The organism is Rheinheimera sp. (genome assembly GCF_036782235.1).
In the GTDB taxonomy this organism is placed as follows: Bacteria; Pseudomonadota; Gammaproteobacteria; order Enterobacterales; family Alteromonadaceae; genus Pararheinheimera.
In genome coordinates this window covers 11,933-26,578 of sequence record NZ_DAIPZL010000005.1, presented here as the reverse complement: position 1 = coordinate 26,578, position 14,646 = coordinate 11,933, and the positions used below count along the sequence as shown (strand labels likewise).

General features: G+C 49.6%; 13 protein-coding genes and 1 tRNA gene. 9 read left to right on the top strand and 5 right to left on the bottom strand.

Annotation, left to right across the window (positions count from 1 at the left end):
* Positions 1-3: 3 nt before the first annotated feature.
* The 4 genes from prfC to V7P87_RS07565 form a co-directional block, all read right to left on the bottom strand.
* Complete coding sequence (prfC, locus tag V7P87_RS07580) at positions 4-1,611, bottom strand: peptide chain release factor 3 (protein WP_333796892.1); 1,608 nt, start codon at positions 1,609-1,611, stop codon at positions 4-6.
* Between the two features lie 230 nt (positions 1,612-1,841).
* The gene (rimI, locus tag V7P87_RS07575; RefSeq protein WP_333796891.1) at positions 1,842-2,297 is read right to left on the bottom strand and encodes a ribosomal protein S18-alanine N-acetyltransferase; all 456 of its coding nucleotides are present in this window, start codon (positions 2,295-2,297) and stop codon (positions 1,842-1,844) included.
* Positions 2,290-2,742 (bottom strand): hypothetical protein, encoded by a 453-nt coding sequence (locus tag V7P87_RS07570; protein WP_333796890.1) that lies wholly within the window; start codon positions 2,740-2,742, stop codon positions 2,290-2,292. The genes rimI and V7P87_RS07570 overlap by 8 nt, the downstream gene beginning before the upstream one ends.
* 12 nt (positions 2,743-2,754) lie before the next feature.
* Positions 2,755-2,831, bottom strand: a tRNA-Trp gene (locus V7P87_RS07565).
* A gap of 373 nt (positions 2,832-3,204) precedes the next feature.
* On the opposite strand from V7P87_RS07565, the gene V7P87_RS07560 reads away from it, so the two are divergent.
* On the top strand, positions 3,205-3,594 hold the full coding sequence (locus tag V7P87_RS07560) for a response regulator (protein ID WP_333796889.1): 390 nt from the start codon (positions 3,205-3,207) through the stop codon (positions 3,592-3,594).
* A 20-nt stretch (positions 3,595-3,614) separates the two neighbouring features.
* Here V7P87_RS07560 and V7P87_RS07555 read toward each other — a convergent pair whose 3' ends face one another.
* A complete protein-coding gene (locus V7P87_RS07555) occupies positions 3,615-3,965 on the bottom strand; it encodes a HopJ type III effector protein (protein WP_333796888.1) in 351 nt (116 codons plus the stop codon).
* A 75-nt stretch (positions 3,966-4,040) separates the two neighbouring features.
* On the opposite strand from V7P87_RS07555, the gene V7P87_RS07550 reads away from it, so the two are divergent.
* The 8 genes from V7P87_RS07550 to V7P87_RS07515 all read left to right on the top strand — a co-directional run bounded on the left by V7P87_RS07550 (position 4,041) and on the right by V7P87_RS07515 (position 14,608).
* Entirely contained in the window at positions 4,041-4,538 is a 498-nt protein-coding gene (locus tag V7P87_RS07550) for a hypothetical protein (RefSeq protein WP_333796887.1), read from the top strand.
* Positions 4,539-4,604: 66 nt separating this feature from the next.
* Positions 4,605-5,039 carry a hypothetical protein gene (locus tag V7P87_RS07545; protein WP_333796886.1) on the top strand — a complete coding sequence of 145 codons (435 nt, stop codon included), beginning with the start codon at positions 4,605-4,607 and terminating at the stop codon, positions 5,037-5,039.
* 87 nt (positions 5,040-5,126) lie between these two features.
* Entirely contained in the window at positions 5,127-6,581 is a 1,455-nt protein-coding gene (locus V7P87_RS07540) for a DNA-3-methyladenine glycosylase 2 family protein (protein ID WP_333796885.1), read from the top strand.
* The gene (locus V7P87_RS07535) at positions 6,581-7,204 is read left to right on the top strand and encodes a methylated-DNA--[protein]-cysteine S-methyltransferase (protein WP_333796884.1); all 624 of its coding nucleotides are present in this window, start codon (positions 6,581-6,583) and stop codon (positions 7,202-7,204) included. Before V7P87_RS07540 ends, V7P87_RS07535 begins: the two co-directional genes overlap by 1 nt.
* A gap of 105 nt (positions 7,205-7,309) precedes the next feature.
* Entirely contained in the window at positions 7,310-8,206 is an 897-nt protein-coding gene (locus V7P87_RS07530; RefSeq protein ID WP_333796883.1) for a pirin family protein, read from the top strand.
* A gap of 62 nt (positions 8,207-8,268) precedes the next feature.
* Positions 8,269-8,979 carry a 5'-methylthioadenosine/S-adenosylhomocysteine nucleosidase gene (gene mtnN, locus V7P87_RS07525; protein WP_333796882.1) on the top strand — a complete coding sequence of 237 codons (711 nt, stop codon included), beginning with the start codon at positions 8,269-8,271 and terminating at the stop codon, positions 8,977-8,979.
* Positions 8,980-8,986: 7 nt separating this feature from the next.
* Positions 8,987-9,979 carry a cobalamin biosynthesis protein CobD/CbiB gene (locus V7P87_RS07520; protein ID WP_333796881.1) on the top strand — a complete coding sequence of 331 codons (993 nt, stop codon included), beginning with the start codon at positions 8,987-8,989 and terminating at the stop codon, positions 9,977-9,979.
* A 138-nt stretch (positions 9,980-10,117) separates the two neighbouring features.
* Positions 10,118-14,608, top strand: a complete 4,491-nt coding sequence (locus V7P87_RS07515; protein ID WP_333796880.1) for an EAL domain-containing protein — start codon at positions 10,118-10,120, stop codon at positions 14,606-14,608.
* Positions 14,609-14,646 lie beyond the last annotated feature (38 nt).

The window sequence follows — 14,646 nt, the reverse complement described above, 5'->3', positions numbered from 1 at the left end:
GAATTATTTTGCCTTACTCGCGAATGTTTGCTCGCGGGTTTTATGGAATTTCATTTTTGGATAACGTTCCATCGCCAGGTTTAAATTCACCATAGTAGGCGCCAGGTAACTTAAGTTGTCACCGCCATCCAGCGCCAGGTTACTGCTGGCTTTGTTTTTAAATTCATCCAGCGCCTTGCCATCATCTGAATACACCCAGCGGGCTGTGGTCACGTTCACACTTTCATAAATAGCATCCACGTTGTATTCCGACTTTAAGCGGTGTACCACCACGTCAAACTGCAGCACACCAACGGCACCGACAATTAAATCGTTATTATCCAGTGGTCTGAATACCTGCACAGCGCCCTCTTCCGACAGCTGCACTAAACCTTTGAGCAGCTGTTTTTGTTTTAACGGGTCGCGCAACCGGATGCGGCGGAACAGTTCAGGCGCAAAGTTTGGAATACCGGTAAAAGAATATTTTTCTCCGGCAGTAAAAGTGTCACCAATCTGAATAGTGCCGTGGTTATGCAAACCAATAATATCGCCAGGATAAGCTTCTTCCACATGCTCACGATCACCCGCCAGGAAGGTTAAGGCTTGTGGCACCAGCATGTCTTTGCCGATGCGCACATGGTGCATTTTCATGCCTTTTTCGTATTTACCTGAGCAGATGCGTACAAAGGCCACACGGTCACGGTGTTTCGGGTCCATATTGGCCTGAATTTTAAACACAAAACCGGAGAAGGTTTCTTCGGTGGGTTCAACCAGCCTGTCTGTGGTCGCGCGATGTTGTGGTGCCGGCGCCCAGTCGGTTAAACCGTCCAGCATATGGTCCACACCAAAGTTACCTAAAGCAGTACCAAAAAATACCGGTGTCAGTTCACCTTTTAAAAACAGTTCTAAATCAAATTCATGGCTGGCGCCTTTGACCAGTTCCATTTCATCCCGCAGCTGCTGGGCGTAATAACCAATACGGGCGTCCAGCTCAGGGTTGTTGATACCCTTCACAATATCCACTTCCTGAATGGTATGGCCCTGGCCTGACTTATAAAACACCACTTCATCCCGGAGAATGTGGTACACCCCTTTAAACTCTTTCCCTGATGCAATAGGCCAGGTAATAGGGGCACAGGCGATTTTTAATACACTTTCAACTTCGTCAAGTAAATCAATAGGATCGCGTATATCACGGTCCATTTTGTTCATAAAAGTGATAATAGGCGTGTCACGTAAACGAGTGACTTCCATCAGTTTAATGGTGCGATCTTCAACACCTTTGGCGCCGTCAATCACCATTAAACAGGAATCCACCGCCGTTAAGGTACGGTAAGTATCTTCCGAGAAGTCTTCGTGGCCTGGTGTATCCAACAGGTTCACTAAACAGTCGGCATAAGGGAACTGCATCACAGAAGTGGTCACCGAAATGCCACGCTCTTTTTCCATTTCCATCCAATCGGAGGTGGCGTATTGGCCGGATTTTTTCCCTTTCACGGTACCGGCTTTTTGAATCAGCTGACCAAACAACAACACTTTTTCAGTGATGGTGGTTTTACCGGCGTCGGGGTGAGAAATAATCGCAAAGGTGCGACGTTTATTCACTTCTTCAAGAAATTGTGCAGAGGCCATGCGTGCGTAGGTTCCAATATCAATTCAGTCAACAAGACTCACCGGCTGAACATCAGCGGCGGCTGCCGAGCTTTGTGCAAAATGGCGGCGATTATAGCAGGATGCAAAGCGCAGGCACAGCCATAGCAGCATCTGTCTGATGGGATTTTTAGCTGACATTCTCTACAGCTTGATTGGCTAAGCGCAAAGTGACCGGGTCAGGGCGGCACAAAAAGAGGTAAACAAAAGGGTTAACCAAAACGCAGTGGCAAGCCCATTAAAATGGCATCTTCATGGCCATTGGCTGTTGGGTAATAATTGGCTCTTTTGCCGTTTTGGTGAAAACCGGCACTCTGATAAAGCTGGATGGCGCTCTGGTTGCTCTCGCGTACTTCCAGCCAGCAATCAAAGGCCTGTTTTGCCTCGGCTTGCGCAATAAAATGCTCCAGCAACAAACGGCCAAAGCCCTGCCCCTGTGCTTTGGGCGCGACACAAATATCAAATAAACTGGCTTCACCGGCGACAAAGTTACCAATGTAAAAACCAAGTATTTCATCGCCTTGTTGCAACACAAAATTAAAATAACGCTCGCCAAAACAACCGCTAAAAGTGGCCCTGCTCCAGGGGTGGCTGGTGGCGCTTTGTTCGATCGCCAACATAGCGTCGATATCACTTTCCAGCGCGGGGCGGATCAGCACATCAGACATCAGACCATCCGTCATTTAATAATTGCCATAACTGGCGTTTGGTTTCAGCTGTTGTCAGATCAGACAGCGCCGGTGTATGCAGCACCATGCCATCGAGATAACAGGCATTAAGCTCAGGCGAGGTTTGCCAGCCCACTTCAGCAGACAGCTGTACCGATTTTTGTTTTAGCGATAACTGAATATCCTGTTGCAGCTGCAACAGCGGCCATTCGATGTTGGCGGATGACTGAGGTGCTGTTTCTGCTGTAGTTTCTGCCGAGGTGGCAAAGCCGGTATCCGCATCGGACGACAAAGCCAGAGCTTCTACTGCCTGGCGCTGGTTAACAAGGTTATTTTGCGCTTCAACAGCTGACTGAACAGAAAACGACAAAAAATCTGCATGCAGATTCAGTGGTTTTATTCGGAGAATTTGCAGCAGTTGCTGCTGATGTGTATTCAATTTCATCTTCAGAAGAAGTGGCAGGGGCAGAGGGATTCGAACCCCCAACCATCGGTTTTGGAGACCGCTGTTCTACCAATTGGAACTATGCCCCTAGCGTTGGAGCGGCCATTATACAAAAGGAAAGTCAAAGGTAAAGCGAAAATCTCGCTGCAATCAATCAACTGCACACAAAACGTCCATTTGCTGCTGTATTTGCTTAAGTCTTCACCATAACTCAGCATCAACGCAGCGTAAAGCGCACTGTGCAACAGGCTGCTTTATTTCGGTACCAGCAAAAAAGCAAAGGTGGCTATACCAGACAGGACAAAATTTGCTAGCATGTGGAAGATTTCAGTTACAAATTTTTGCAAAGTACCTATAAATGTGCCATTAATCGCAAAGAACTGAATTTATTCAACTTGCCAGTCCGGCAAGTGCCAGCTACAACTTAACAAAAGATGGATCTCAGACATTTAAGGAAGAATGATGAAAGTTTCCGATTGTTCAGTGCTGATTATCGACGATGTAACTTCGGTGCGGGAATATCTGCGTCAGACCCTGATGTTGCTTGGCATCAGTCATGTGAGTGAAGCTTCTGACGGCAGCCATGGCATCAGCAGCTACAGCAAAATGAAACAGGATGTGGTGTTTTTAGACATCGAATTGCCTGATTGCGACGGCAAAATCTTATTAAAACAACTCAAAGAAATTAATCCGGACGCCAATGTGGTGATTATGACCGCCCACAGCACTGTTGAAAACGTACAACAAAGTATTCTGGCTGGCGCCTGTGGTTTTATTGCCAAACCTTTTTCCGCAAAAAAAATCGAATCCGTGCTGGCCAAGTGCAACAAACTACAAGCGGAACGCTGTTAAAACCAGCGCTCCGGCTTAGGTTAAGTAGACGCTTTGGCTCTAAGTGCCTGACCACTAAATTCCACGCCATCCCAACCGGTGCGCATAAAGTTGCGGATATTGGCATGATTATCGCCCTTTAAATCCGGCAACACCTCTAGCCGGTAATAATCCCCAAACAACTGTAAAGTCTGAGGTTCAGACAATTTGTGCATAGCGGCAAAAGACAAAATTTTGCACGAGCCGTTATTTTCTCCTGCCGCATTCAACAGCGCGCCGTTTTTAAAAGCTGTGGGCGTAAACTGATATAAAGCATCAATCAGCGCGATGCTCTGCTGAAAACTGATGGTTTCGGGTTCAGTGCTTAGCTGACGGAAAAAAGCTTCTAACATAACCTTACCTGCTTAAAGTTTAACCAATGACTGCCGATAGCCTTATTGCATCATTGTTTACATACGGAGCTTATGATGAATATCGTCACGGCTACTCAACAATTTGCGGTACAGGAACAGGCGGTTTTTCAGCAACACCGCATGCAAATTCCAAACCGCCCTACCCAAGTACAGCGTCCGGTAGTGCCGGTGATTGACAAAACTATCCCCGAACCCACAGTCGCCGAAAAAACCAGCACCGAGTCTAAGACATCTGAAGAACAAAATGAAGATGCTTTACCTTTTAATGCCTTACAAAGCATAGGGGTGGTGAAACGTATTCTGGAACAGCTGACATCCGGCAAATTATTGTCCTGGATTGAAGGCAGCTCAGCGCAAAAAATTGCCGCGCAGCAGCAACAAACGACTGAATCCCCTGCCGCTGAAACTGCAGTTGCAGACAACGGCAGCACCATTTTGGAATTTAATTACCGGTATCAGGCACTTAGCGCCAGTTTTAGCGGTGAAGCGACGTTGGCCGATGGCAGTCATATCAGCTGGTCTTTTGCATTTGAAATGCAAGAAGAATATTAGTCATTTCAGAGTTATCAGCAGGCAGCACTGAAAGATCCTTTAGTACTGAGCTTAACTGGCAGCCCGGTGCAGCTACAAACAACGGGCAGCAACTTTGATTTTAGTGGTCAGGGCGCCGAAGGCCTGCTGCCGGGTCTTGGCAACGGCCAATATTATCTGGTGCATGATAAAAATCAGAACGGCAAAGCCGATTCAGGCCTGGAATTATTTGGCCCTGCCAGCAACCAGGGTTTTACTGAGCTCGCTGCACTGGATACAAATCAAAACGGTTTTATTGACCCAACAGACAACAGCTGGCAACAACTGCAGTTATGGGATGGTGTATCCAGGCAAAAACCTCTGGCGGATTTTGGCATAGCAGCAATCTCCACCAGCTCTGTTGCCACAGCTTTCGGTTTATATGATGGCCAGGCGCTGCTTGGGCGTATTGCCCGCAGTGGTATTTTTCTGTCACAGCAAGGCAGCGCTGGCTTAATCCAGCAGGTTGATTTAAACATCTGACAATTTTTTGATTGAGTGCCGGATCTGGCTGATCCGGCCGGCCTGACAAGATACACTGAGCAAAGTTTTTATGGTGGAACATGCTTTATGCTCAGTGCACAACAATGCCAGCAAGCCCGCTTAAGCCGCGATAAAAGGTTTGACGGCCTGTTTTATATTGCGGTGCAAAGCACCGGCATTTATTGCCGGCCCGTGTGTCCGGCGCGGCTGCCGGATGAAAGCGGCGTTAGTTATTACCCAACAGCCACAGCAGCTGCTGCTGCCGGTTACCGACCTTGTTTAAGATGCCGGCCCGACAGTGCGCCCGGCTCACCGGCCTGGCAAGGCAGTAACAGCACACTGCAACGGGCACTGCGTTTAATTGCCGAAGGTGCACTGATTGATGCTGACCAGGCTGCACTCGTCAGCCGCCTTGGCATTAGTGAGCGTTATTTACGCAAACTGTTCCAGCGTGAACTAGGGGTATCACCAAAACAATATGCTTTGTATCAACAGCTGCTGTTTGCCAAAACTTTGTTGCATCAAACGGCCCTACCTGTGGCCGATATTGCATTACAAGCCGGTTTTCACAGTGTGCGCCGCTTTAATGATGCTTTTATCAAACAACTAAAACTCACCCCCAGCCAAATCCGCCGTAAACCCGACTTAACGAGTACCCCGATGCTGACATTAAAACTGCCGTACCGCCCGCCGCTCAACTGGGATTTATTATTACAATTCTGGCAAGCACGCAGCCTTGATGGCCTGGAGTGGCTTGGACAGCAAAGTTATGGCCGCACTTTTTCCTTACCTGCTCAGCAGGCAACTTTAGATAACCAGACCCGCGCCGGCTGGTTTGAAGCGGCTCCCGGCACCGACAACAATCTGCAACTGACCTTATACTGGCCTTACCCGGACAGCCTGAACACTGTGATAGCACATATTCGCCGTCTGCTGGATTTAGATGCCGATCTGATGACCATAGAGCAACAGCTGCTGCCGTTTTTTGGCGATAAACTGCAACCGGGCATCCGTATTCCCGGCGTCTGGTCTGCCTGGGAAGCGGCAGTGCGCGCTGTGCTTGGGCAGCAGGTGAGTGTGGCCGGCGCCTGCACTCAGCTTAACCGGCTGGTCAGCGCCCTTGGCAGCGACTTACCTCTGCAAATCGGCAAAAAATTATTCCCAACGCCAACACAAATTCTGCAGTCTGATTTATTGATGATCAAAGTGCCGCAAGCCAGACGCGACACTCTGTGGGGGCTTGCCAAAGCTGTGGCCGCAGCGCCTTTGGCTGAGCCCGATAGCTGGCTTAGCGTCAAAGGCATAGGCCCTTGGACAGTGGCTTACAGCAAAATGCGTGGTCTGTCTGACACTGATATTTGGCTGGCGGGTGATTTAGGCATTCAAAAAGCATTGGCGGCCCGGCAAAACCCAATCAGCCCGGACAGCCTGAGCCCATGGCGCAGTTACGCCACTTTACAACTGTGGTTTGGCCTGCCCGCCAAAAAGGCCACAACAGCTGCAACAACTGATATGGCTGCAAAACAGCAAAGGACATCATGATGAACAAAACACCGCCGACCCTGTCCACCGTTATGGCAACCCCCATTGGCCAACTTGAGATCCAAGCCAATGCAGATGGCATTAGTGCCATTGTTTTTATCGATGATTTACCGGCAGAATTTGCTGCCGTCAAAGCCACAGAACTGGCACCGGTACGAAGTGGCAGCCTAATTGAGCAGGCAGCACACCAAACTTTACCGTTACAGACAGCACAGCCACAAAATGCAGTGAATGCGACTGAACAAGCTCAGCAGCATCTTCAGCATGCGCTGGTGCAGCTTCAGCAGTATTTTGCCGGGCATAGAACCCGTTTTAGTCTGCCACTTGCCGCCACGGGCACTGCATTTCAACAGCAGGTATGGCAGGCTCTGGTGCATATTCCATATGCACAAAGTTGTAGTTATGGCGCCATTGCTGATTTTATTCAGAATCCAAAAGCAGTGCGGGCTGTGGGCGCGGCCAATGGCCGTAATCCGCTGGCGATAGTGGTGCCCTGCCACAGAGTGATTGGTAATAACGGCAGCCTGACCGGTTATGCCGGCGGTTTAGGCCGCAAAGTCTGGTTGTTACAACACGAACAGCAGATGCAACAACAGCAACAAATGGCCACAGCCAACGTTTAATGATTCTATTTTTTAGGATATAAAGCGCATTTATATGCGCTTTTCTTTCTAATCAAAACAGCGTTTACTAAGCTTATCCAAAGTTAAACACAAAAGGTAACTCAGATGAGCGAACGTCATATTCAACAGCTTATTCCGGCGCAACTGGTATCGGACGGTGCCGGTGTAAAAATCCGTCGCAGCCTTGGTTTGCAGCAACAGCTGCGGCTGGATCCTTTTTTAATGCTGGATTGTTTTGGTTCAGAAGAAGCCGCCGATTATATCGCCGGTTTCCCGCCCCACCCGCACCGGGGTTTTGAAACTGTCACCTACATGCTGGATGGCCATATGCTGCATCAGGATCATCTGGGCAATGAAGGCCACTTAATGTCGGGCGGTGTGCAGTGGATGACGGCCGGTAGCGGTATTATTCACTCTGAAATGCCACAACAGGAATCCGGCCTGATGCGTGGATTTCAGCTGTGGTTAAATTTGCCGGCAGCGGAAAAAATGAAAGACCCGGCTTATGTGGATTTAAAACCTGCACAGCTTGGCCGCCGCACTTTAGCCAATGGTGGCCATGCCGTGGTGATTGCCGGGGCCCTGACACTCAGTGCTGAACAGCAAATCACGGCTGGCCCTATTCAGGGGTTAAGCACAGATCCCCACTATTATGATCTGAGCTTACCAGCAGGCAGCGAGCTACAGTTACAGCTGCCCGCTGAACATAATGCACTGGTTTATCCTTTTGAGGGTGAGGTACAGATCAGTGCCGACGGCAGAGAGAGCTTGGTTAAAACCCATCATGCGGCCGTGCTGGGTAAAGGCGACAGCCTGCACCTTGTGGCCAAAACAGCGGTGCGGCTGCTGGTGCTGGCTGCCAAACCTATAGGTGAGCCTGTGGTTCAGTATGGTCCTTTTGTGATGAACAGTGCCGCAGAGATAGAGCAAGCGATCCGCGATTATCAGGCCGGTAAACTGACCAAAGGAGCGGCCGGCACTATCAAGGTTGCAGCTGTTTGAAAAAGTTCGGCAAGCCAAAGCCACAGTTCGTATAATGTGGCTTTTTACTCAGCGAGAACCTTATGCAGCTTGTCGGAATTATTGGCGCCATGGAGCAGGAAATTGCCCTGCTCAAACAACAACTCACACATGCCAACACTGTGCAGATCGCCGGTTTTGCTTTCCATCAGGGAAAGCTGAATGATGTTGATGTAGTGCTGGTGCAATCGGGCATTGGTAAAGTGACGGCGGCAGTGGCCACCACTTTACTGATCAGTCAGTTTAAGCCCGACGCAGTGATCAACACAGGTTCAGCCGGTGGTTTTGATCCTGAGCTGAACGTGGGCGATATTGTGATTTCGACCGAGCTGCGCCACCACGATGTGGATGTCACAGCCTTTGGTTATGAACCTGGTCAGGTCCCACGTTTACCTGCCGCTTTTAGCGCCCATCCGGCTTTGATTGATGCCGCCGAACAATGTATTGCGTCCCTTGGTTTTTGCAAAACCAAAAAAGGTCTGATCACCACAGGTGATGTGTTTATGTGCGACCCCGAGCGCATTGCCAAAACCCGCGCGACATTCCCGGCCATGCTGGCAGTAGAAATGGAAGGTGCCGCTATTGCCCAGGCCTGTTATCAGCTGAACACCCCCTTTGTGGTGATCCGCAGCTTAAGCGACATTGCCGGCAAAGAATCACCAACTTCCTTTGATGCTTATCTGGAAGTGGCGTCGCGCAACAGCAGCGCTATGGTGATGGCTTTGTTGCCTAAACTTCAGGCCCTGAGCCTCTGAGGCTGTTGTGGACTGGCCTGCCCTGCAATTACCTGAATTTTTAACTGTGCTGCAACAGCCGTTGTTGCAGCAACCTTTGCTGGCGCTGCTGATGATTGCACTCAGTGCCATCTTTCCGCTGCCCGCCAGTTATCAGCCATTGCAGGTGGTACGCCAGGCCGCTATCGGCCTTGCCAACAAGGTGAATAAACCAGGTTATGGCAAACAACAGTTATTAATTTCAGGTTCACTGGCCATGCTGGTGCTGGTATTGCCACTGCTCGCCTTAGCGGCAGCTTTTGCCAGTTTGTCGGAGTGGCCGGAATTTTGGCACGCCTTGCTGCTGTATTGCTGCCTGGACTGGCAACAACCCAGACAACAGGCATTGCAGGTGGCGGCTGCGGTGGATAAACAACAACTGAGTCTGGCGCGCGATTTGATTAAACCTTTGGTGCTGCGCCAGAGTCAGCAGTTATCTGAGGTTGGACTTTGCAAAGCCAGTATTGAAAGCCTGACGTTACGTCTGGCCAAACAATGGTTTGGCGTTTTGTTCTGGTTTTTAGCCGGTGGCGGTCTTGCAGCATTTGGCTACCGGCTTTTGCTGGAATTACAACAATGCTGGAACCCCAAACAACCCTCTTTTGCTGAGTTTGGCCAACCGGTCAGCCGGTTATTCAGTTTATTGGCCTGGCTGCCACAGTGGTTCAGTGCATTGTTGCTGGCGTTGTTGCAAAACTGGCACGGCAGTCATTATTACCGCAAACTGGCCAAAGATGGCGATTATGCCCTGCCGCAGCGCTGGTTGCTGGCCGCCAGCAGCGCAGCTTTGCAGCGCAATTTAGCTGGCCCGCGTTATTACAGCGCCACCAAACAACGCCGTATTCGTTTTGGCCCGCCGGCCGAACCCAATGCCCTTGATATTCAACGATTTGTGCAAATCAGCCGGCAATTTCAGCATGCAGTGGTGTTATTAATCGCCAGTGGCTGGTTATTGCTGATGGTGGCTTTGTTCCCACTTTAGTTCAACACTAAAAGTAGTGATATAACGCAAAAACAGCGTGATGTTCTGGACTTTGGCCAGTCAATTGCGATATTTTCAATTTTATTGACATCCCGACAACAGACAGTACTCATATGTTTTTTCAGTCACAGAGCTCTGATGCGTAGTATATTGCTCCTGCTGGCCTGCTGTTGGCTGTTAAGCACCCCACTTTACGCGCAAAGTGTAAAACCACTGTTATTGCCGCTGACGGTAGATCAGGGGTTGTCGCGTGGCACTGTGCAACGCCTGTACCTCGACCGTGAAGGCTTTTTATGGATAGCCACCAGTAACGGTTTAAACCGCTTTGATGCCACCCGCAATGTGCTGGTGCAATCTAAACAGCAAAACCTGACCGATCTGAATTTTGTGCAACTGCTGGAAGATAGCAAACAGCGACTTTGGGCGGCTTCGGCTGATGTTGGTTTGTATTTACTGGATAGAACCAGCGGCCATATTGAACTGATACTGGATTTAGCTGCCCAGGAGCAGTTGGAAATGCCGGTCCTGACCGACGTGCTGGAAGAAGCCCCTGACCAGTTATTAGTGGCCATTAATGACGCTGTATACCGTTATCAGACCGGCAGCGGCACATTACAACGCATTTTTACCATGCCAGAGCGTGAGGGCAACAACAGAGTACGTCAGCTGTGGCTACATCAGCAGCAGTTGCTCATTGCCAGCAACAGAGGTTTATTCCAACTCGATACCCACAGCCTGCAAACTAAAGCTTTGTTATTGCCCGATGCCAACGGTCAGGGCGCCATGATCCGCCATTTATATGCTTATCAGCAGCAACTTTATATTGCCAGCAGCAACAGTTTATTGACTATGCCGCTGACAGCACTGCATAACAACAATAACGCCGGCATTCAGACGCTGCTGTCTGAGCGGGTGATTACAAGAATGCTGGCACATCAGAACAGGTTGTTGCTGGCCAGCAATGAAGGTTTGCTTGAATTTGATGAACGTCGCCGCGACGTCCATTTGCTATGGCGTTTTCGCGACAGCAGCCATCAGATTGGCAACGACACTATTGTTGATTTAGTCGCCAGCAGCGACGGGGGGTTATGGCTGGCCAGCCGCGACGATGGTGCTTTTTACTGGCACCCGCGCAGCACCAGTTTTAATAATATTGAGCTGAAAGCTGAACAGGCACAGGACTCCCAATCGGCCATCCGCGGTGCCTTTGCGTTGGCCCAGGGACAGGATCAGCAACTGTGGATCGCTAATCAGCAGGGGTTGTATCAGCTGGATCTGCAAAATGGCGAACAACAACTCTGGCCTTATCCGGACGGTTTACCAGCCAGCTTTGCCATGCAGGTCAGGCGGATTTACCCTGAGCCTGACGGCAAACTCTGGCTCAGAACAGGAGATGGCCTGCGTTATTACGACCCGCAACAACGCACATTTTTGCCGCCAAAATTACAACAAGAATCACAACAAGCCTTATTGCAGAATAACTCGCTGGGGCACTGGCGGGGTGAAGATGGCAGTTTTTGGTTTTATAACAAAGACGGTTATTACCGTTATCAACCCCAAAGCGGTGAGCTGACGGAACTGCCGGGCATTAAAGAGCAAATCCCGCCACGTTACGCCGGTCGGTTTTTGGGTTTATTACCAGGCCAGCACGATAAAATGCTGTTAAGTGCCGCCGATCAACTGTGGCTTTACAACCAGCACGACGCCAGACTGCAAAAAATCTATCAGGCAAATGATTATCAGCCTGGTCGTGACCGTTTTGCCGACAAATTCAGTGTCGATCCCCGAAATGTCTTGTGGGTGACTTTTCAGGGTTTAGGATTATTAGGTTTTGACCTTGGCAGCCTGACGCTCAAACATCATTTTCATGCCGACAATCAGCTACTGAGCAACACTGTGTATTCCAACGAACTGGATGAAGCAGGCAATCTGTGGTTTGCAGGTAACTATGGTTTATCCAGACTTGATACCAAAACCCTGCGTATAGAACACTTCAGCAAAAAAGATGGTCTGGCCAGCCACGCTTTTGTCTTTGCCGCCAGCACCAGGCTAAACAATGGTGATTTGGTTTATGGCACCAGCCGCGGTATTACTTTATTTGACCCACGCCGGTTAATGGAAGCGCCGATGCCACCTAAAGTTGTGATCACCTCCATTCAGGCACTGAACCAGCATATCAGTAACAGCCTCGGTGATTTAAGCGGCCAGAGTTTCAGTTTTGACCATGATGCCCTTGGCATTGAAGTGCAGTTTTCCGCACTGAACTTTCGTGACAGCGGCAAAATCAGCTACAAATTCTGGCTCGATGGCGAACAAAAACTGATGTATCCGGAACAAGCTGTACCGGCCGTCGTTTTTCCGCAGCTCAAAGCCGGCCATTACCGTTTTAGCGTGGTGGCCATTTCGCCGATGACAGGCATGCAAAGTGCGCCTGCCCATATATCACTGACCATAGGCGCCGCACCCTGGCGCTCAGAAACAGCGCTGACGGCTTATGGCTCTTTATTATTACTGTTGTTGTTATTGTGGTGGCAGGCCAGACGTAAACAACGGCGGTTGCTGGCCAATGCCCACCAAAAACTGCTGGCCAGCGAACAACGGTTGAAACAGGCGCTGGAAGCAGTCGACAGCGGCGCCTGGGAATGGCATGCCCATAAAAACAGTATTTATGCCCAGCGTATTCATCAGATGCTCGGTTACAACGAAGATTTAAATCCACTGACGATGCAACAACATTTGTCGTTGATCCACCCGGATGATCGGGAAGCTTATCAGCAGGCATGGCAAAGATTTGTCAGTGCACCGGACAAAATTTTTGACCACAGCTATCGCATGCAACATAAATCCGGCCTTTGGATATGGTTCCGCGATATTGGCAAAGTTACTGAAATTTCAGCACAAAACAAAATTGAACGGGTGATTGGAACCTACAGCAATATTACCGAAACCCGGGTTAGCAAAGAAAAAGCCCGGCTTTTTGGCGAAGCTTTCCAGCAAACCCGTGACTGGGTGGTGCTGCTGGATTTAGAACAAAGAGTCATTGCCGCCAACCAGTCCTTTACCGACGTATTTGGCAATATGGATGAATATCTGAATAACCCGCGCACCCACGATTTAGGCATCAGCCTAAACCGCCGCCGTTTTTACACCAGGTTGTTATCCGGCATGACAGTGAATCAGCACTGGCAAGGGGAAGAAACAGTATTATGCCCGGATGGCACTGAGCGCCCTACCCTGATCAATATCACTGCTGTGGGTGATGATTTGCAGGTGGAGTTTTTTGTGTTGGTATTTACCGACATCACAGCGCAAAAACAGGCCGAAGAAGAACTCAGGTATCTGGCCAGCTACGACATTCTGACCGGCTTGCCCAACCGAGCCCTGCTGATGGACCGCATTTACCATGGTATTGAGTCGGCCAAACGGCAGCGCCGCTCGCTGGCCTTGTGTTTTATTGATTTGGATAAATTTAAACAAATTAACGACAGCCTCGGCCATGATATCGGCGATTTACTGCTGAAAAAAGTCGCCAAAAGATTAACCGACACTTTGCGTGAATCCGACTCAGTGGCTCGACTGGGCGGTGATGAGTTTGTGGTGCTGCTGGAAGGTTATAAAAACGACGACAATATCAGCCATGTGGCGCGCAAAATGATTAAAACCATTGGCGAGCCGATGCAGTTGGGTGCCCATACTGTCAGTATTTCGCCCAGTATCGGCATTGCGGTCTACCCGGAAGACGCCAGTGACGCCAAAGAACTGCTCAAACATGCCGACGTGGCCATGTATCACGCCAAAGACAGCGGCCGTAATAACTTCCAGTTTTTTATTAATGAAATGAACGAAAAAGCCTATATGCAGCTGGCCAAAGAAACCATGCTTCGCAGTGCTTATCAACAAAGTGAATTTATTAACTTTTACCAGCCGATTTACGACAGCCGCAGTCAGCAGATGGTTGGAGTTGAAGTACTGATGCGCTGGCAATCCGCCAATGGCCTGGTGCCGCCGTCGGAATTTATTCCGTTGGCTGAGGATTTACGCTTAATAGTGCCAATGACACTGGATTTACTGGAGCGTGCGCTGGCCGATTTACAGCGCTGGCACCAGGCTGGTTTCCCGGTATATCTGTCGGTGAATTTATCCACCCACCACCTGGCACAGGAAGATTTAAGCCGGCAAACCTCGTTGCTGCTGAAAAAGTACCAGATCCCGGCACGCTGCCTGCGTTTTGAAGTGACCGAAAGTGCGCTGATGCAGGATCATGAAATTGCCATCGCCACTATGCTGGCGCTCAGTGAACAAGGCATAGTGCTGGCGCTGGATGATTTTGGCACAGGTTATTCGTCGCTGAAGTATTTAAAAGAGTTGCCGATAGACGCCATTAAAATTGACCGGAGTTTTGTCAAAGACATTGGCATCGACAGCAATGATGAAACCATTATCGATGCCATGCTCAGTATGGCCAACAGCCTTGGTATGTACTGTATTGCCGAAGGGGTGGAAACCGAACAACAACTGGCCTTTTTTACCCAGCGCCAGTGTTATTTTATTCAGGGTTATTTATTTGCCAAACCTATGCCCGCCACTGAACTGCTGGAGCGGCTCAAGCTCGAACATCAGCTGGGTTAAGCCGGCACAAAGCGCGCCAGCACGCTTTTTCGGCCTGG

Coding starts and splice junctions, on each gene's coding strand:
- V7P87_RS07570 (WP_333796890.1), bottom strand. CDS start 2,742: ATGAAATTGAATACACATCAGCAGCAACTGCTGCAAATTCTCCGAATA.
- V7P87_RS07550 (WP_333796887.1), top strand. CDS start 4,041: ATGAATATCGTCACGGCTACTCAACAATTTGCGGTACAGGAACAGGCG.
- V7P87_RS07555 (WP_333796888.1), bottom strand. CDS start 3,965: ATGTTAGAAGCTTTTTTCCGTCAGCTAAGCACTGAACCCGAAACCATC.
- mtnN (WP_333796882.1), top strand. CDS start 8,269: ATGCAGCTTGTCGGAATTATTGGCGCCATGGAGCAGGAAATTGCCCTG.
- V7P87_RS07560 (WP_333796889.1), top strand. CDS start 3,205: ATGAAAGTTTCCGATTGTTCAGTGCTGATTATCGACGATGTAACTTCG.
- V7P87_RS07515 (WP_333796880.1), top strand. CDS start 10,118: ATGCGTAGTATATTGCTCCTGCTGGCCTGCTGTTGGCTGTTAAGCACC.
- prfC (WP_333796892.1), bottom strand. CDS start 1,611: ATGGCCTCTGCACAATTTCTTGAAGAAGTGAATAAACGTCGCACCTTT.
- rimI (WP_333796891.1), bottom strand. CDS start 2,297: ATGTCTGATGTGCTGATCCGCCCCGCGCTGGAAAGTGATATCGACGCT.
- V7P87_RS07540 (WP_333796885.1), top strand. CDS start 5,127: ATGCTCAGTGCACAACAATGCCAGCAAGCCCGCTTAAGCCGCGATAAA.
- V7P87_RS07530 (WP_333796883.1), top strand. CDS start 7,310: ATGAGCGAACGTCATATTCAACAGCTTATTCCGGCGCAACTGGTATCG.
- V7P87_RS07535 (WP_333796884.1), top strand. CDS start 6,581: ATGAACAAAACACCGCCGACCCTGTCCACCGTTATGGCAACCCCCATT.